Origin of the sequence: Pedobacter sp. SL55, assembly GCF_026625705.1 — a bacterium.
Lineage (GTDB): Bacteria > Bacteroidota > Bacteroidia > Sphingobacteriales > Sphingobacteriaceae > Pedobacter.
Genome location: NZ_CP113059.1, coordinates 1,874,101 through 1,893,986, shown reverse-complemented (window position 1 = coordinate 1,893,986; position 19,886 = coordinate 1,874,101). Strand labels below are relative to the sequence as shown.

Sequence of the window (19,886 nt, the reverse complement as noted above, 5' to 3'; positions counted from 1 at the left end):
GCTGCTGTAAGGTTTAACTAACAAAAAACTGTGCATTTAGGCAAGATTGCTTTTTCGTGGGGCTTGATAAACTCTATGTACGGGCGAAATATCTTTCGCCCTCGTTTTCTCAAATTCGAATTTTTTATGTTTGCATCATGTCCAACGGCGAAATATCTTTCGCCCAAACGTTATACATTTCCTTTTGCACAAGGGCGAACACATAGGTTCGTCTTTTTATTTGCACCGTGCTAATGGGCGAACACAAAGGTTCGCCCCTACGACATTTCCTTTTTCAAAAATTTGCCCGTTAAACTTATCGGGTTTTCAATCAATCCCTCTGGTGTGCCTTCAAAAATAATTCTACCGCCACCGGCACCGCCTTCTTCGCCCAAATCAATTACCCAATCGGCTACTTTAACTACATCTAAATTGTGTTCGATAACTAAAACCGTATTACCTTTATCAACCAAAGAATTTAACACACCTAACAAAACTGCAATGTCTTCGAAATGCAAACCTGTAGTAGGCTCATCTAAAATATAGAAGGTTTTACCCGTATCTTTTTTAGAAAGTTCAGTGGCTAATTTCACACGTTGTGCTTCTCCGCCCGATAAAGTGGTAGAAGCCTGCCCTAAACGGATATAGCCCAAACCAACATCGTTTAAGGTTTTTATTTTACGATAGATCGACGGCATGTGCTCAAAGAAATGGCAAGCATCCTCAATACTCATATCCAATACGTCACTAATAGATTTGCCTTTGTAGCGCACCTCTAACGTTTCACGGTTGTATCTTCTTCCGCCACATTCTTCGCAAGGCACCTGCACATCTGGCAAGAAATTCATTTCAATTACCTTCATGCCTGCCCCTTGGCAAGTTTCGCATCTACCACCTTTTACGTTAAAAGAAAAACGACCAGGCTTATAACCTCTAATCTTCGCTTCTGGCAAAGCCACAAATAAATTCCTGATATCAGAAAAAACACCGGTGTAAGTAGATGGATTGGAACGTGGTGTACGCCCAATTGGCGCTTGGTCAATCTCAATTACTTTATCAATCTCTTTTAAGCCTTTAATTTTTTCGTAAGGCAATGGTTTTTTCTTGGCCCTAAAAAAATGATGATTTAAAATTGGATATAGCGTTTCGGTAATTAAACTCGATTTACCACTACCCGAAACACCGGTTACGGCAATAAATTTACCCAAAGGAAAATCTACGGAAACTTCTTTTAGGTTATGCCCCGTAGCTTTAATAATGCCTAACTGATGGCCATTACCTTCACGTCGCTTTTGGGGTATTTCTATACTTTTTTTGCCATTTAAATAGGCTGCAGTTAGCGTATCTGATTTTAAAATTTGTGCTGGGGTTCCCTGCGCCACAATCTGCCCGCCATGTACACCCGCAGCAGGGCCAACATCTATCACGTGGTCTGCTTCCAAAATCATATCCTTATCGTGTTCTACCACCAAAACGGTGTTGCCCAAATCACGTAAGTTTTTCAAGGCAGTAATTAAGCGCTCGTTGTCACGTTGGTGCAAACCAATACTTGGCTCATCCAAAATGTACATTACATTCATTAATTGCGAGCCAATTTGCGTAGCCAAACGAATACGCTGCGCCTCGCCACCCGAAAGCGTACGCGAAGTGCGATCTAAAGTAAGGTAGTTTAAACCCACATCTAGCAAGAAACCAATACGAGCTCTAATCTCTTTCAGTATTTCTTTGGCAATGGTATTCTGGCGCTCACTTAAACGCTCTTCAACCCCATCAAACCATTGGTGCAAAGTAGCCACATCCATGGTAGCCAACTCAGAAATATTCTTACCATCTACTTTAAAGTGCAGACTTTCTTTCTTTAAACGAGCACCATGGCAATCCGGACAAGTTTCTAACCTGCGGAAAGCTTCCATGTCATCCGAAGCACCTTCTCCCCTTTTCTCCTGCTGCTCTTCTAGTAGTTTAATGATACCATCAAAAGTAACTTGGTAGTTCTGTACGTTCCATTTATTGTAGGCTACTTCTACCGAAATCAAATCTGGCGCACCTTTCAAAAGGATATCAATATGTTCTTCGCTTAATTTTTCTAAAGGTGTTGATAGCGAGAAGTTATATTTCTTGGCAACGGCCTTTAACACCTGAAAAACCCAAATATCACGGTATTCGCCCAGCGGAGCCAAACCACCGTTTAAGATGCTGATCTTCATATTTGGCATGATAGATTTTTTATCTACCACAAAAATATAACCCAAACCATCGCAGGTTTCGCATGCGCCATAGGGCGAGTTAAACGAAAAACTATTGGGTTGAGGTTCATCGTAAGAAATACCCGTAGTTGGGCACATCAAGAACTTACTAAAGTGCGCTACATTGTTATCCTTATCGCTAATTTTGATGATGCCTTTACCCAAACGCATAGCAGTTTGAATGCTATCACGCAAACGTTTATCGTCTTTAGGATCAACCATCAAGCGGTCTACTACAATTTCGATATCGTGAATTTTGTAACGGTCTACCTGCATTTTAGCCACCAAATCTTGGATTTCGCCATCTACACGCACCTTTACATAACCCTGCTTACGAATTTGCTCAAACAATTCGCGGTAATGGCCTTTACGACCTTTTACTACCGGAGCCAAAATGTTCACGGCCAAGTTCTCGAACTTTTTGTAGATGTTCTGCAGAATTTGATCTTCGCTCATGCGCTCCATCTTTTCGCCGGTATTGTACGAAAAAGCATCGCCCACACGGGCATACAGCAAACGCATAAAATCGTAGATTTCGGTAATGGTACCTACCGTAGAACGGGGGTTTTTGCTGGTAGTTTTTTGCTCAATGGCAATTACCGGACTTAAACCCGAAACCTTATCCACATCAGGGCGTTCCATGCCACCCATAAACTGCCGCGAATAGGCACTGAAAGTTTCCATGTAGCGGCGTTGCCCTTCGGCATAAATGGTATCAAAAGCCAAACTAGACTTGCCACTGCCACTTAAACCAGTAACCACCACCATTTTGTTGCGAGGAAAACTCACATCGATATTCTTTAGATTGTGCACCCTCGCACCATAAACCTCTACATCCTTTTGCTCGCCCAAATCTACGTGGTTCTTCGCCATATATCTATTCGCTCCGTTTTAAAATAAGCTTGCAAAATTAACGAATTTTAGGCACAAAAGCTACGGATACAAATACTTAAAAGCATTGAGAAATCAATAATTAGGGAAGTCTTTACATTCATTTAACTTCTTCGTGGTTTAATATTTTTTGAAGCGCAGAGACAATGCTATTTACATCGGTCGTCCCGCTTTACGCTTTACTTCGTCGGCAAACACATAGGTTTGCCGCTACGTGCTCGCTACAATCGGGGCTATTAAACAAAAAACCCTGCAAGTAAAACCTGCAGGGCGTCACTAAAAAACACTTACCATACTAATTCTTAATCAATTTTTGCGTTTCAACACCATCTGTACCGCTCAACTTCACAAAATAAATACCCGAGGCATAGGCCGATAAATCTAGCCTTACTTCTGTTTGACCAGGTAAAACACTCATGGTATTTAAAACTTTTCCATCTAACCCGATGATGCTTACTTTTTGGTATTTACCAGCACCAAAACTCAAAGTTACTTTGCCAGCAGTGGGATTTGGATAAACCCGTAACCCCACAGCAGACAGCGCAAAGCTTAAAGCTCGTTCGCCTAGTTCAGTTGGTGTTCCATCCAAATCTAGCTGTACCAGTTTGTAATAGTTATTGCCATTTAACGGCTGCTTGTCTTCGAAAGCGTAAATTGAATTGCTGCCTTTTGCATCTATCCCACCAATTTTAACCCACTGCTTATCGTCGCCGCTGCGATAAATCTCGAAACCTTTGTTATTGGTTTCTGTGACGGTTTGCCATTGTAGTTTAGCAGCATTGTTTTCTTTTTTAACATTAAAATCTAACAAAACTACAGGTAGTGTGTTTAAATAATTGATGGTAAAGGCAGCTGCAGCACTATTATTGTTGCCAACTGCGTCTGTAGCCACATTTGCTAGCACATTTATCGTTACATTGCCATTGGCCATTGGAGTAACATTAAAGTTATAACTTGTGCCACTACCACTAAAATTGCCAGCCGTGCCATTCGTCAAACTAATATCAGCCAAAGAAAAATCGGTTACGGTTTCAGAAAAAGTAATGGTAAAAGGAATAGGCGAAGTAGCTGTTGTAGTGCCCGATGCGCCTACCGAAGAACTGATGGTTACCGTTGGACGAACACCATCTACCAAAACATTGGCAGTTGAAGCTACGCTATTTAGCGTTAGTACTGGGTTGTTACCCACAATATCGTTAAGCAAACCACCATTTAAAGTCAAACTTGTTAAGGCAATTCCATTTGCATCTTGTTCGCCTTCGGCCACCACATGCCTAAATAACAAAGCTGATGTTCCGGAGCCGGAAACATAATTTGCGTATACCGTGCCCGTTCCCAAAGAAATTGCAATGGTTGGTGTACCGCAATGTACGGAAACAGTTACTGCTTCACTAAAATTGACAGTAAAATCTAGGTTATCGCCTATTTTATAACTACCGTTTACTGGCACCGTTACGCTAGCAACTGTTGGAGATTTGGTTTCTATCGTAAAATTATCTGATTGGGTAGTACCCGTACCAGCATTCCCAACTAAATCTTGCACACCAGTATTATTCAAAATAATAACATTAGTAGCATCTTCCAAATTATCGGTTGGCGTAAATGTAGTGGTCCAGGTAATGCCGCCATCGCTAGATGATATGGTGCCAAAACTACCATTACTAAAAGTTAAATCTGCACTGGTAAAATCACTAACCGCTTCGCTAAATGTAAAAGTAACTAAGGTAGTTTCCCCTTTAGCCAACCCATTGTTAGATAATGTGATGGTCGCCGTTGGCCTAACTCCATCAATCACAATCGCCTTATTTGTACCAAGCGAACCAGCCGTTCCTGGACTAGGCAAGAGCAAGACGGCGTTGTTATTTGCTACATCTCTTATTGTGCCGCTATTTAGCACTAAAGCCAGCGTTGAGATGTAATCTAAATCAGAGGTATTATCGCCTCCTTGTACTGTATAGTTAAAAGTTAAGGTAGAAGTTCCCGAACCTGAAGCATAATTGATTGTTCGGTCTGTTGTACCAGTTTCTAAGGTAATTTGAGGCGTTCCGGTTACATTTACTGTTTCAGAAAAATTAACCTGAATAGCAATTACGTCGCCGATTTTATAGGCACCATTGGCAGTAGATGAAGTTACCCCGTTAACCGTTGGCAAAACACCGTCAACCACTATATTTTTATTGGCAGCCAAAGAATTTGCTGCTCCCGGAGTAGGTAAAGTTAAATTAGCACTGCTGTTCGCCACACTTTTTATAGCACCCCCGTTTAGCGCTAATGCAGTGGTAGTAGTATAATCCAGATCAGTAGAATTATCGCCAGACTGTACCGTGTAGTTAAAAGTTAAGGTAGAACTTCCAGAACCCGATGCGTAATTGATTGTTCGGTCTGTTGTGCCCGTTTCTAAGGTAAGCTGTGGTGTACCTGTTACCGTCACAGCTTCCGAAAAATTAACCTGAATACTAATTACATCGCCAACTTTATAAGTACCGTTAGCTGTTGATGAGCTTATGCCCGTAACCGTTGGCGTTGATGATAGCGTACTGAAACTCATTAAGGTTCTATCTACCAAACCTTTTAACGAGTTTTCTGCATTTCTACGAAAGGGGTCTGGCAAGCCTGGGTGCAAACGGCTACCTACTTTAGTTACAAAGCCCTTGCCACTAGCATCTACAAAAGCTGATGGAGCAATTACCACATAATAATTTTTTCCTGAAGCAAAACTGCCGTTAGGGTTTCCATCGCCATCGTCTTCTCTTATTGAAATACTTCCAGAGCCTTTGCTAAGTGTACTATTATGACTAAATGTAAGCATTAAATTATCATTTGCCCCGGCAGTACCGTTAGCCGCAGGAGTAAAGCTAGTTAAGGTTGGCGGCGCTACCTGATTTTGGTAGTACATATCATTACCCAGCCCAGTAAGTCGTTGTAAAAAATCTAAATCTCCATCATTGTCATAATCGCCCAAACGCAAACTTACATGGCTCAAGTTCAAATCTGTAACTCCAGCGGCAATAACTACCGCACTGCTATAATTTCCAGCGCCATTATTTTTCAAAAACGTTACCGCAGTTCCCATTCCGCCTTCTTGGGTTAAGAAGTCTATATCACCATCATTATCAAAATCACCTACTTGTATAAAAGCGTGGTTATTTGTACCAGAATCGGGAAGCGGCAAAGTGCCAATAGAAAAAATCCCCGAGCCGTTGTTTACCATATAAATATCGTTGTTAGCAGCTGAAATACGTTGATAATAGTCCAAATCGCCATCGTTATCAAAATCGGCTATACGCACACTCGTGAAACCAATGTTTAAGCCAGTAAAACCACTAGCTACAGCCTCAGTGCCAGTAAAACTTCCAGACCCGTTATTCGTCCAGAGTGTAACAGCAGTTGCTGCACCACCTTCTTGTGTAAGTATGTCTACATCGCCATCGCTATCAAAATCGCCTACCTGTATCAAAGCGAAGTTAGCTATACCGGTATCGGTTAAAGGCAAAGTGCCTACAGAGAAGCTACCTGTGCCATTATTTTCCAAAAAAATGTCGTTGTTAGCTCCAGATATACGTTGGTAAAAATCTAAATCGCCATCATTATCAAAATCGGCTATACGAACGCTGGTAAAAGCAACCGCAAGCCCAGATATCCCGGCAGCTATGGCTGTAGAACTGGTATAGTTACCTGCGCCATCATTTTTCCAAAGGGTAACTTCTGTTTCGGCTCCGCCATCCTGCGTAAGGATGTCCATATCGCCATCTCCATCAAAATCTCCAAGTCTGATACCCGCAAGGGTTGCTGTACCCGTGTCGGCAATTGGCAATGAAGAACTGCTGAAAGTTTGCGCTTGTAAAAAGCCATAACTTGCCATAACAGTAAGTAAAATAAGTAAAGTTTTTTTCATAAAAAAGGATTAAATTCTTTAATGTACGTTAAATTCAAAACCTCGATCCCAAGGACTGAGAAAACAGATCTTATTTAAAAAACGGGATGATGTGGAGCGCATAAATGGATTATTTGCTTTTAAATAACACAACTATAAGGAGTAAAAATAGTTAAACATACTAACAATACAAATTAAGGCTAAAGAAATTTAACGAGGTAATTTTTAGAAGTTTAGCTTTTATTGGTGCACCTGTTGCCGAAATAACATTAATATTCCTAAAATGGCAAAACAAAGCCCCGCCAGTAATTAAATTGGCGGGGCTGAATTAGTGAAATGGCAATTAGTATCTTAGTTTAGTTGCTAAGCTTTGTTACTTTTTTGGGTCCAAATAAATTCAATCTCAAATTCACTTCGTAAGAACCACTACTTTCTCCGGCCAGCACCGCAGTTGCAGAAGTGTACATAAAATTCATAGCGAGGTTATCGGTTACTTTAGCGCCCAAACCTAAAGTTGCACTTTGCGTACTATGGTATAAGCCAAATAGGCTTAACTTTTGGTCTACAAATTTAATATTAGTACCAAAGTCGAAAATATCTTTAAAACCTTGTACTGCCCTATAGGCCAATTTTGGTTCTAAAGTAATTCCGTTTGCTCCAGGCAGCGAAAATTGATAGGATGCAGCTGCATAGTACCTGGCCAAATTAGCGACAGTACTCACATTCTCCTTATCTCTAAAAAAATTGCTAATGTTAGGCAAAGCCGCTTCTAAGCTAAAGCCCTTACGTTGGTATAAAGCTCCGAAATCGCCATCCATATAGGTTTGCCTCTGGTTAAAATTACCAATCGATGCATCATTTGCATTACCATTTAAGGAGTTAAAATCAACCAACTGATCTGTAAAGCCCAAAGAAAGACCAAAGCTTACTTTATCGTCGTTAGCATTTAACGGCAAGTGATAAGCGTAAGTGGCTACCGTTCTTATTTGCTTAATTAACCCAATTTGCTCGGCATTTACGTTTAAGCCTAATCCAGCTCTATCTGTTAAGGCATAAGTGCCGGTAAGAAACTGTGTTTTTGGAGCGCCAGGTAACTTACTATCCTGTATCTTCACGCCCAAATCTAATCTCAAACCTTTATCTAATCCGGCATAAGCCGGATTATTTACATATTGGTTTTGGTAATACATGGCACCAAGCGGACTTAATTGTGCCAAGGCCTGTGTTCCAGAAATCATGAATGATGCTAACACCAAAAAGCCTATTTTTTTATTTAATGCTTTCATTTTAAAACTTATTTTTTGGCTTACAATCAATTAATCTTTAATAATAGTGATGAAACCTTTGTATTTGCCTACATTTTTAAATTCGATGATGTAGTAGTAGGTACCTTCTGCTAGCGGAAGTCCATTCAGCCTTCCATCCCATTCGTTTTGATACCTAGCTTTGCTGTAGATTTTTCTTCCTGCCCTATCGTAAACATCCAATTGGTTATCTTGATAGAGGTCTACATTTTTAATAATTAGGTTATCATTTACCCCATCGCCGTTAGGCGTAATGATGTTTGTACCCGCAATTTGTTGGATATCTTCCTGTACCGATAGTGTAATACTTTCTGTAGAAACACATCCATACTCGCTAGTTACCGTAACCGTATAGGTACTGCTTGCCTGCTCCGGGCGCACTTTCAGCGTGTTGGTGTTTCTATCGCCAATCATACCAAGCGGACCCGACCATTGGTAACTTACCCCTCCTGTAGCTACCAAAGTAGCGGTTTGACCTTTAGAGAACGAAGTGCCCAAATCTGAAGTAATGGTAACTTGCGGAAGTGGATTAACCGTAACCACAAACACCTTACTGATGGTATTTACACCGCCGTTAGCCGTACCACCATTATCGGTAATGGTTACCGTTACGTTGGCCACACCGCTCTTACCTGAGGCCACACGATAATTTAACTGTGCCGAAGTACCGTTAACATTACCTGCGGTTAGCGAACTGAACAGCGCACTATTATCGCTGGTAACCGTTACCCTGGCAGTTTGGCTAGTTTCTGGACCTGTAGAAATACCAGTTAAGTTTACTGTTTGTTGCGATGTAGTGTAGCAGATGGTTTGGTTTGCAATATCAGCTAACGTAGGTATCTCGTTTACATCTGTTAAGTTGATGGTTAATTCCTTTTCGAAACTAGAACCGTACTGCGTAGTAGTTCTGATTCTGATATTGAAGCTATTTTGGGTCTCGTAATCCAATACCGCAGCACTTTTAATCACGTTTCCATCAATCGCAAATTTGCTATTATCGGCAGCGCCAATACCTGCCACCAAAGTATAGGTAAATATGGCGTTTGGATCTGGAGCTGTACTGCCCAATGTACCTACCGAAGTACCCGTAGCACTGTTCTCTAAGAACAAAGCTTGTGATAAGGCGATATCTGTTGGTGTACCTGGTAGTACCGTTAGCACTCCATTTACGTGTACAATCTCATAGTTTTGCGCCAAAGCACTTGCTGCCACAATTGGATAAGTTCCCTCTGGAGAAATATTAGTAGCTGCAGTGGTTAACGATACTTGAGTATTTAGGAGGCTATTGTTCTCTCCATTTACAAAACCATCGTAAGTTACCGTAAAGGCAGGCATTGGCAAACCTTGTATCTTCGTTTTATTCTCGGCAGTAATGGTTAAGGTTTTACGGGCAATAGTTGCTACCGTATTGGCCGTTGCATTTACCGAATAATTAGGGGCATCGGTACCGCTGATGCTGATACCGAATACCGCAACACTTTTGTTCACTCCCACATTCTTGTCATCAAATATGGCAAAACTATAAGCGGCAGTAAGTTCATCGCCAGTTACGCGGTTATCTGTTAAATTAACCGTTGCGGTAAAACTACCATCGTAAGTTTTGTTGATCCCCGCAGCCGTTACCGTTAGGGCTCTTGCAGTAACATTGGCTGTTGTGGTAGCGTTGGTATTAATCGCATAGTTTGCTGCATCAACGCCTGAAACACTGAGCCCGTTAACAGTTACCGTTTTGGCTGTGCCTACGTTCTTATTATCGAAAGCAGCGGTGGTATATTGTGTTGTCAATACATCTCCTGCAACACGGTTATCGCTTAATGTTACTGCGGCATTAGTTGTGGCATCGTAAACCTTGTTGATACCGCTGGCACTTATGCTTAGGGCTTTAGGCGTGATATTGGCCGTTGTAGCAACTGTAGTACCAGTAGTATAATTACCCGCATCGGTACCTGCAATACTGACACCTTTTACAGTTACGGCTTTTGCTGTACCTACATTCTTGTTATTGAAAGATGCCGTGGTAAATGCTGTTTCAAAAACATCGCCATTTAAACGGTTATCCGTAAGCGTAACTTCGGCATTGGCATTTCCATCGTAAACCTTATTATTAGCGGTAGCAGTTACCGTTAAAGTTTTAGGCGTAACATCTGCCGTGGTAACTACCGTAGTGCTGTACGCATATCTATCGGCATGTGTTCCGGTAATGTTAATACCTGATACAGTTACATTTTTACCTACACCCACATTTTTATTGTTGAATAACGATGCAGCATAAGTGATTGTAAGTTCATCGCCTGCCAACCTGTTATCTGCAAGCGTAACCTCTGCTGTTCTTTCCCCATCGTACACTTTATCTTTTGCAGTAGCCGTTAGGGTTAGGTTTCGTTTGTTCACGGTTAACTGCTGTACCTGACTAGCTGCTGCCAACCAAGCTGTATTGCCACTTTGCGAAGCGGTAATATTAGCCGTACCTGCGCCAACAATACGAACTTTGCCCGCAACAATAGTAGCAACGTCCAAATTATCCGAACTGTAGCTTATCGTTAGTCCCGAGCTAGCAGTAGCGCCAGCACTAAAATCGGCATCGCCGTAAGTTTTGGCTACCAAAGGTGCAAATGTGATGTTTTGCTCTCCTTGTGGCGTTGCCGTTGCCGAAATGCTGTAAGCACTTTCGAAACCTGCTTTATCTACTGCGGTAATGCGATAGTAATAGGTGGTTCCGTTGGTTAAATTTTGATGCGTGTAAGTTGCTATTGGCGCTGTAAGCACTTGTAGCAGCGCTGTTGGATTAGCGGTAGTGCCTCCGTACACTTTATAGCTGGCCAAATCTGTTTCTGTATTGGCAGCCCAAGTTAAAGTATTTCGGGTATTGCCCGCTTGTGCGGTTAAATTGGTTGGTACCGCTGGCGGCGCATCAATAAACACCTCTCTAACTACACTACAATTGTTGGCATCGGTAACAGTTAAGGTATAAGTGCCTTCGGCCAAATTGGTAGCCGTTGCACTCGTACTTGCGTTGCCGGCCCAAGCGTAGGTATAAGGTGCAACACCACCACTTACCGTTGCAGTTGCACTGCCGTTACTAGCACCAAAAGCTTGATTATCTACCTTAGTTAAATTGGTAATTACCAAAGCACTTGGTTCTTCTATAAGTACCGTTCTAGTGATTACTGTATTATTTGCATCGGTTATGGTTACGGTGTAGGTTCCAGCACTTAGGCCTTCTGCTGTTGCTGCGCTTCCGCCCCTTGGCGACCAAGCATATCTGTAAGGTGCTTTACCACCAACCACTGTTGCAGTTGCGGTGCCGGTTTGGCTACCATTACATTTTACATCGGTTTTACTTACCGTAGCCGAAAGTTTAATTACGGCAAAGGTAATAGTGGTTTGACTGGTACCACCAGAATTGTGTGCCGAAATGGTATAAGTAGTTCTCACGTAATCTGATGTTGGTGTACCACTAAGCACACCAGTAGTGGTATTGAAACTTAATCCGGGCGCTAAATTAGTTGGCGAAATAGCGTAGCGAGCAATAGTACCGCCTCCCGCTGCTACCTGTGGCGTTAACGGAGTTATGGCATAACCCACATAAAAATCATCCGTTAATTCTGCATAAGTAATGTTGCCTGGTGGCTTATCATTTACTTTAATTGAAAACGTTGCCTCATCTTGCCCACCATCATTTATGGCTGTTACGGTGTAGGTTTTTAAGGCAGTAGTATCTGTTGGTGCACCAGTAATTGTTCCAGTTTGCGCATTTAGGCTTAATCCGGCAGGCAATGCTGGACTAATGGTAAATGTAGCTTGGTTACCGCCAGTAGAACTTGGCTCGAAATTGGCAACAGGTTCGTTTTTAATTAAAACATTGGCACTATTGTAAGTAATAATTGGCTTGGCATTAGTTACAGATAGGTTAACTACAGCAGTAGCATTTCCTCCTGTATTGGTTGCTGTAATGGTATAATTTCTAGCCGCAGCACTGGCGGTTGGTGTGCCGCTAATCTCGCCTGTAGTTGCATTTAAACTTAATCCGGCAGGTAAAGCAGGGCTTACCGTATACTGTACCACTTGGCCACCAGTAGAAGTTACCGAGATAGGAGAAATGGCTACTGTTCTGGTAAGGTTTTGCGGTGTAGTATAGCTAATAGCCGGCTGCCTGTCTATTATAGTAATATAGAATGATGAAGTTGCATCGGGATTACCATAGTTACTTGCCGTGATGGTATATTGTGTTCTTACATTTAAGGCACTTGGATTACCCGATATTACCCCACTTACGGTATCAAGCGATAAACCTTGAGGTAAAGCTGGCGAAATCTTATATTTAGTAACCGCACCGCCTGTAGAGTTTACATTTAAGGTAGCTGCAGTTCCTTTGGTAAATACGTTATTGTTATTGTAGCTAATGGCAGGAGCCAAATCTTTCAATATAAATACCAAAGTAGCATTTTTACTACCTGCGCCGTTTTCGGCGGTAATGTAATACAGCTGACCATTGGTGTTCAAGATTTGTGTAGGCTGTCCGCTAATTACCCCTGTTGTAGGGTTGATACTTAAACCTGATGGCAAATCTGGCGTAATGGTAAAACGCTCAACCGGATCGCCACCTGTAGAAGTGTACGTTGGTGCAATGTTAGGTATAGCACTACCTTTGATGATAGTTACAGGGGTATTGTAAGCTATAGAATTAGGCGGCAAAGAAACCACTTCGATATTTAAAGTCGTCGTATCTCTTCCCCACTGCCCTCCATCTGCAATTACACGATATTCGGTACTCTGTTTCAACTGTGTTGGCGTTCCTGTGATAGAGCCGTTGGCATTTAAGGTTAAACCGGTAGGCAATCCAGAAATGCTGTAAGATACAATCGGCCCTCCGGCATTATCTGGCGGTGCAATTGGGGTAATGGCATCTCCCTTTTTAAATTTAAAATTATTTTGAATAGCATACGAGATGTTAGGTGGCAAATCCCTAACCTCCACATTTACAATTGCCGTTGTAAAGCCGCCACTATTTTCGGCCTTTACGGTATAATTAGCTGCTGCACGGGTAACTATTGGATATCCTTGTATAATGCCGCTAAGGGTATCAATAAATAAACCATCAGGCAATGCCGGCGAAATACTCCACTTGGTTACAGCTCCACCAGAAGTAGTGCCAGCCGAACCTTTAAATTGTTGGTTAATGATGGCCACATAAGACGATGGATAAACTAGGTTAGTTGGTTCTCTATCTACCACCTTAAAGGTAACCGTGTCTTTGCCTGTACCTCCAGTATTAGTTGCCGAAACTACATAGGTGCTAATCGCATCTTGTAATTTTGTTGGCGTTCCTGTAAAGGCACCCGTGGCTGGTGTAAAGGTAATTCCTAAAGGCAATTGCGTAGGCGATACAGAGTAAGAAGTAACTGGGCCTCCGGTTCTTGTTGGAACCATATTCAAATTGCTTACACCCGCAGTTAACACCTGATTTGGCTGTGCATAATTGAAACTTGGAATAGTGTCTACTACGGCAATTTTCAAGGTATCGGTACTTACACCATAAAATGAAGAGGCAGTAATTAAGAAGTTACCCTGCGACTGAACGTTAGTTGGTGTTCCGGTTACGGTACCATTGGCATTTAAGCTCAACCCAGCTGGCAGACCTGTGGTATTATAGCCAAATTGAGAAGCCTTGCCAAGTGCGCTATTAGTTGCGCTAAGTGCATAAAATGCGTTTTGATCTGCATCTAAAGACAAGCCCCTAGTTTTACCCGTAGTTAATTGAGAAACCAGTCTTTTACCACCATCTATGTAGTTATTCAGCACAATAATGCTATTTGCATCTGTACCTATATACAAATTATCTCTACCATCAATAATCATGTAACTGCTATAATCTACCGAAGTAATTACTCGGTGTCTGGTTACTTTCACATAATCATCTGATGCAAAATATTTGTACAAGAACATAAAGGCTACACGGTTATCAGATAATAAACTAGCTTGTAGCACATAAATATTCTTTTGTCTGTCAACCACAATATCTCTTGGGTTTTCGGCAGGAGTAACCAATGTGGCGCCAACATTAAGACCAGTAAGTTTAATGGCTTTTGTTGCTACGTCACAATCTGTGTATTTGATAACTTGGCCTAAACTATATTCTGCGGCGTAAAGATCATTATTGGCATCAATAAACAGGCCTGTAATATTGTTTAATCCAGTAGCAAAATCGCTAACTACTTTAGAAGGTGTAATTTTTTTAATTACCGTACCTACCGAAACGTAAATATTTCCAGAAACATCGGCAGCTAAATCATACGCTGCTGTAGTACCTACGCCAGAAGTCACAAAATCTACCATTTGCGAAGCTCCTTTGTCTAATCGTTTGATCTTGATATTACCACCTTCAAAATCGGCGATATAGGTATTACCAAAAGGATCTGTAGCCACTCCTGTTGGACTAACCAAGCCTGTATAAACAGCCTCGCCAATACGCTGTTGAGGAAAAACTACGCCAGTATTATTAGGTGCTGCGATAGTAGTGATTGGCGTACCTTTTGTAAATTTATAAGTATCGTTAGCATACGTTATTTCTGGAATTGGAATACGCGAAACCGATAACGGGAAAGAGACAGAGGTAGAACCACCGTCATTATTAGCTGTAACGGTATACGTAGTTACACTGCTTAAAGCTGTTGGTGTACCCGTTATTAAACCTGTGGTGGTACTGAAAGACAGACCCGCAGGCAAGCTTGGACTAACGCTAAACGAAATAGCAGGACTGCCCGAGTATTTTGGAGGATAATTTGGCAACAACACATCCTTTTGTAAATCGGTATCCCTAAAATCGTAGCGTAAATTTGTTGGTGGATCTACCTTTACCAATAATGGAAAACTAAAGGTAGTGCTACCCGCCGTATTACTTGCAGTAACTGTATAACTGGCATTTGCCGTAATGGCATTTGGTGTACCCGATATCACACCTGTGCTGCTATTTAAAGTTAAACCGCTTGGCAAACTTGGACTTACCGTAAACAGGGTTGCTGTACCACCGCTGTAGTTAGGTCTAACCTGCGCTAATTCAAGCCCTCTAAGTAGTTGCGAACTTATAAAAGCATACTGCAAATTAGTAGGTGCCAATTCTGTAACCGACAATGAGAAAGATACTGTAGTAAACTTTCCTCCATCATTAGTGGCAGTTACGGTATAGTTGGTAGAAGAACTTAAAACAGTTGGCGTACCCGATATCACACCTGTGCTCGCATTAATACTTAATCCTGTTGGCAAAGCCGGATTAATGGTAAAAGTAGCTACCCTACTACCACTATAAGTAGGCGTAACCGATGGAATGGTAGTGTTACGTAAGATGTTGGTATGCGCAAAATCATACTTTAAGTTAACCGGAGGATCTACTCTTACGGATATAGCAAATGTTCTATTTGTAGTGCCGGCATCATTGGTGGCTGTTACTGTATAATTAGTTGAGGTAGTAATGGCAGTAGGCGTTCCAGAAATTACACCTGTTGTTGGGTTCAAAGTTAAACCTGCCGGAAGTGCCGGATTTACAGTAAAACCAGTTACCCCACTACCATTGTAGGTTGGTGTTACAGCTGTAAAAACAACATCTCTTAGTAGGTTGCCGTCAAATGTATACACTAAGTTTGATGGTGGATCTAACTTAACCGATAAATTGAGGTTAAGCTGAGTGCTGCCACCGTTGTTGGTGGCGGTAATGGTATATGTTTTTGCCGCCGTAATTACCGTAGGTGTTCCCGATATTGCTCCGGTAGAAGTATTTAGGGTTAAACCCGTAGGCAAAGCAGGGCTTACCGAGTAACTTACACCTGCACCTGCGATAACCGTAGGTGTTACCGATACAGCTATATCTCTATTAAGTGTGGTACTAGCAAAGGCATATTGTAATGATGAAGGAGGCAGTTCTCTTACCGAAAAGGTAATGGTTGCCGTTTTATTGCCCGCAGTATTATTTGCGGTTATAGTATAGGTTGCACTGTTTTCATTAGTACTTGGCGTACCAGAAATTACACCTGTTGTGGTGTTCATAGAAAGTCCGGCAGGCAACGCTGGAGAAATACTAAAGCTATCTGGCTTACCACCTGTAACCGTTGGGGTTACCGCAGCCATTGGTACGCCTTTGTTAAGCACCGTTGGAAAAGTATATTGAAGACCAGTAGTAGCCACGTTTACAACGGCAATATTTACCGTAGCACTAGAACTGCCCAAAGGGTTTGATGCACTAACCGTATACGCTTTGGAAGCGGCAATACCTGTTGGCGTACCCGTAATTGTACCATTGGCATTAAAGGTTAAACCTGCTGGCAATGCCGGAGAAATGGTAAAACCACCCGAAGTAATTTTTACCGCCTTAAACTCGGCACTACCCGATTGTACTGGCGCTACATAAAGGTTGTTATCCCTATCTACACCTAAGCCAGAAAAATACCAACCATTTAAGTGTTGAGCTTCGGGCGTGGTACTGCCAGGTGCAATCTTGTACACATAAGTAGCTGCCGCTACATATACATTACCATAATCATCTGCATCTACCTCGTAGCCATTGGTAACCGTAGCCACTGTGGTAGGCGTACCCGGATTACTTAATGATGTTTTTTGCAATAACCCATAAATGTTTAAGATATAAAGGTTATCGCCAGATATGGCAATACTTTTAGGCTGATTTAAACCTGTAACTATTTTTAAATATTGTGCCGTAGCTGGAGTAAACTTATAGATATCTCCATTGCCCTGCAAAGCGGTGTACACATTTCCGCTGGCATCTATAGCTAAACCAGCTACAGAGCCTTTGGTTAAATCCGTTGGACGATCAAAGCCAGCATACATGGCACTTAAACTTACTTCGTTACCGTTAATTTGCGAGAAATAAAAAGTTCCGTTGTTTCTATCTATTGCAATATCAGATGGTTTGTTAAGGTTAGACAAGAAAACAGAGGCTTTTCCAGTAGCATCTATCTTTATGATACGGCTCGAATCTGGCTGTACAAAAAACTTATTGCCGTTGCCATCAAACGCAAAGCCCTGCATTTTGGTTCCGCCTTTATAAACATCGGCTACCGTTAAAGGGCCAATTTGTTGGTTAAACGAGCCGCCACTATTGTTTGGCGTAGGAATATTTGCCGCTTGAGCAATGGGTAAATTATAAGTAGAAGTGGCATAACTCAATTGTGGCGCCGCTATCTGTTTTACCTCTATATTGATATTTGTTTTGGCATAACCTGCCGCATTACTAGCAACAATGGCATATTGCTTATTTGCACTTACTGCACTAGCCGTACCGCTAATTGTACCATTGGTATTTAAGGTTAACCCCGTAGGCAAGCTTGGGCTTACACTATAACCATACAAACTTAATTTTTTGATGGCTCCAGTGCTCACAAATTTACCTTCCTTAACCCAAAGCTGGTTGTTAGTGGCATCTATATAAAGTGCAACTGGCGAAAGCGCATTTTGAGAGAAAACCTGCAAATCGTTTGAAGAAGTTCCCCCTACCGGCAACATCCAGATCTTATCCGCATAAAAATCAGACAAGTAAACATTTCCGGCAGCGTCTACCGCTAAATCTTGGTAAACGGGTCTATTTTGATCCAACCTAGTGCCAGCCTGAAATAAAAAGGTAGCAGTTTTATAAGTGTCCCCGGTACTTTGCCCTACCGGATATTTTCTTATCCTGGCAAAGCCGATGTCTTCCATGTTGTTACCATAATTGTACATCACGGTTAAGTTGCCTTGGGCATCAATCCCAATCTGGTTAGGGTAATCAATCCCTGTCCATGTACCTACATCACTTACCTGAGCGGTAGGCGTAACTTTGATGATCTTTGCGTTGTAGGTGCCCTCCTCATCATCTACTTTTTCAATAGACCCGCCCGAGAAAGATATGCCTCCCTTAACTGTAAAATTAGCAGTAAAGCATGATACAAAAAGATTATCGTTTTGATCTATAGCCAAACCTGTTGGCACTTGAACTTTATCTAAAAAAACAGTAGGTTCGGCAGCACCGGGAGCCAGTTTGTAAATTCTTCCAGAAAATTCTAGGATATATTTAGGAGGTTCTTCTACGCCACTTACATCACGTAACAAATCTCCCCCACCAGTAAAAGCCGAATAAAGGTCACTTACGTTGTTATAGAAAGAAAGCGCCGAACCCAATTTACCAGGTGCAATCTCGCCCCCAATAGCCAAACCCTGACTGGCATAGCTAATTGCATCTTGCGCATCAGGATTGGCAATAACTTTATATGAGCCTGTTTCAGTCCAGTATACATTTCCTTTGCTATCTTTCACTACCGCCCAAGGCTTATCTCTCTTGTCGCGTGTTCTAGTTATGGTTTTTGAAGTTAGGTTTACCTCTTGTATCTTGTCGGTACCTAATAAAAGAGAGATTAAGTTACCATCTCCAGTTTTGCTGATTTTGCTGGCGTTGTATTCGCCCAAGCCAACGGACTCCTCTACGCCGCCCCTAATTTTGGCGGGCACTGTGCCACCACTGTTACTCGGCCCAGAAAAACCACTTACGGTAATACCTTTAGTAAAAGTAAAACTACTTTGGGCATAGCTAATATTTGGTTTTTGCTGCGCCATAACCCCAAAAGGAGTTGCACCACAAAAAACCAAAATCACAAGGAATAAAAATCCAGTAAAATTCAATTTACTTTTAGAGATAGAGAGACTTAAAGGCGATAAGCCAATTTTGTAGCGTTTTAACATGTCAATTAGTGAAATATTTTGTTAAAAAAGCGAAATCTACCTTTGCAAAAACACACAAAGCAGACACAACTTGTCTAACGACAAATAAAACACAAACAAAATTTGACATCAATAGCTAAAACTAGCTACAGAAAACTTGACAAACCAAGAGAATTGACCAATAAATTAATAGCTAAATTGATACTTTTTTTTATACCAACCTTTGTTTTATGGCCATACCAACAGCTTCGGTTGCGCTGTTTACATGTAACTTATCATAGATTTTTTTGATGTGGTTGCATACCGTAAAATAAGATATCCCACTTTTAGCAGCTATCATTTTATAGCTATGGCCTTCTACCAACAGTTTTAGGATATTTTTTTCCTTTTCAGTTAAATCGTAAGAAGTAGGAATTGGTTCTTCCCTAAAAAATCTAGCACTTTAATAGCCACCGCTCCCGTCATAGGTGCACCACCCTGAAAAGCTTCTCTAATTTGCTCTAAAAGTTTATCAGGAGATGTCTTTTTCAGTAAATAACCGTTGGCACCAGCCTTAATCGCTTCAAAAATATGCTGGCTATCATCAAAAACAGTTTGCATAATTACAATCAGGTCTGGAAAATTTTGCTTTATTTTTTTAGTGCCAGTAATGCCATCTCCAAGTGGCATATCAATATCCATGAGCACCATATCTGGCTGTGTGGCTTGTACATTAGCAACAGCATTTGCCGCACTCACAAAGGCACCTACACACTCCATATCGTTACACATGTTAAGCAGCATGGTTAAGCTATCCCTTCTCGTTTGGTCATCATCAAAAATAACGACCCGCTTTTTTATTTGATTATCCACCCTTTTACAATTTCAGCTAGTTAAAACTTTATTATACAA

6 protein-coding genes are annotated in these 19,886 nt (G+C 41.5%); all 6 read right to left on the bottom strand.

The genetic code is table 11. The features are described 5' to 3' along the window. Nucleotides 1-257 precede the first annotated feature (257 nt). Nucleotides 258-3,098: an excinuclease ABC subunit UvrA gene (uvrA, locus tag OVA16_RS08515; RefSeq protein WP_267764883.1), complete on the bottom strand. Its 2,841-nt coding sequence runs from the start codon at nucleotides 3,096-3,098 to the stop codon at nucleotides 258-260. A gap of 313 nt (nucleotides 3,099-3,411) precedes the next feature. Next, on the bottom strand, nucleotides 3,412-7,011 hold the full coding sequence (locus OVA16_RS08510) for an Ig-like domain-containing protein (protein ID WP_267764882.1): 3,600 nt from the start codon (nucleotides 7,009-7,011) through the stop codon (nucleotides 3,412-3,414). A 335-nt stretch (nucleotides 7,012-7,346) separates the two neighbouring features. After that, nucleotides 7,347-8,276, bottom strand: coding sequence for a PorP/SprF family type IX secretion system membrane protein (locus OVA16_RS08505; protein WP_267764880.1), 930 nt, complete (start codon nucleotides 8,274-8,276; stop codon nucleotides 7,347-7,349). Between the two features lie 30 nt (nucleotides 8,277-8,306). Then, on the bottom strand, nucleotides 8,307-19,016 hold the full coding sequence (locus OVA16_RS08500; RefSeq protein ID WP_267764879.1) for a putative Ig domain-containing protein: 10,710 nt from the start codon (nucleotides 19,014-19,016) through the stop codon (nucleotides 8,307-8,309). Between the two features lie 190 nt (nucleotides 19,017-19,206). After that, complete coding sequence (locus tag OVA16_RS20245; protein ID WP_420712340.1) at nucleotides 19,207-19,335, bottom strand: LuxR C-terminal-related transcriptional regulator; 129 nt, start codon at nucleotides 19,333-19,335, stop codon at nucleotides 19,207-19,209. A 53-nt stretch (nucleotides 19,336-19,388) separates the two neighbouring features. After that, nucleotides 19,389-19,847, bottom strand: coding sequence for a response regulator (locus OVA16_RS08495; protein WP_267764877.1), 459 nt, complete (start codon nucleotides 19,845-19,847; stop codon nucleotides 19,389-19,391). Nucleotides 19,848-19,886: the final 39 nt, after the last annotated feature.

What these genes read in the sequence shown, in the direction of transcription:
- uvrA (WP_267764883.1), bottom strand. Translation starts at nt 3,098, where the DNA reads ATGGCGAAGAACCACGTAGATTTGGGCGAGCAAAAGGATGTAGAGGTT.
- OVA16_RS08510 (WP_267764882.1), bottom strand. Translation starts at nt 7,011, where the DNA reads ATGAAAAAAACTTTACTTATTTTACTTACTGTTATGGCAAGTTATGGC.
- OVA16_RS08505 (WP_267764880.1), bottom strand. Translation starts at nt 8,276, where the DNA reads ATGAAAGCATTAAATAAAAAAATAGGCTTTTTGGTGTTAGCATCATTC.
- OVA16_RS08500 (WP_267764879.1), bottom strand. Translation starts at nt 19,016, where the DNA reads ATGTTAAAACGCTACAAAATTGGCTTATCGCCTTTAAGTCTCTCTATC.
- OVA16_RS20245 (WP_420712340.1), bottom strand. Translation starts at nt 19,335, where the DNA reads ATGATAGCTGCTAAAAGTGGGATATCTTATTTTACGGTATGCAACCAC.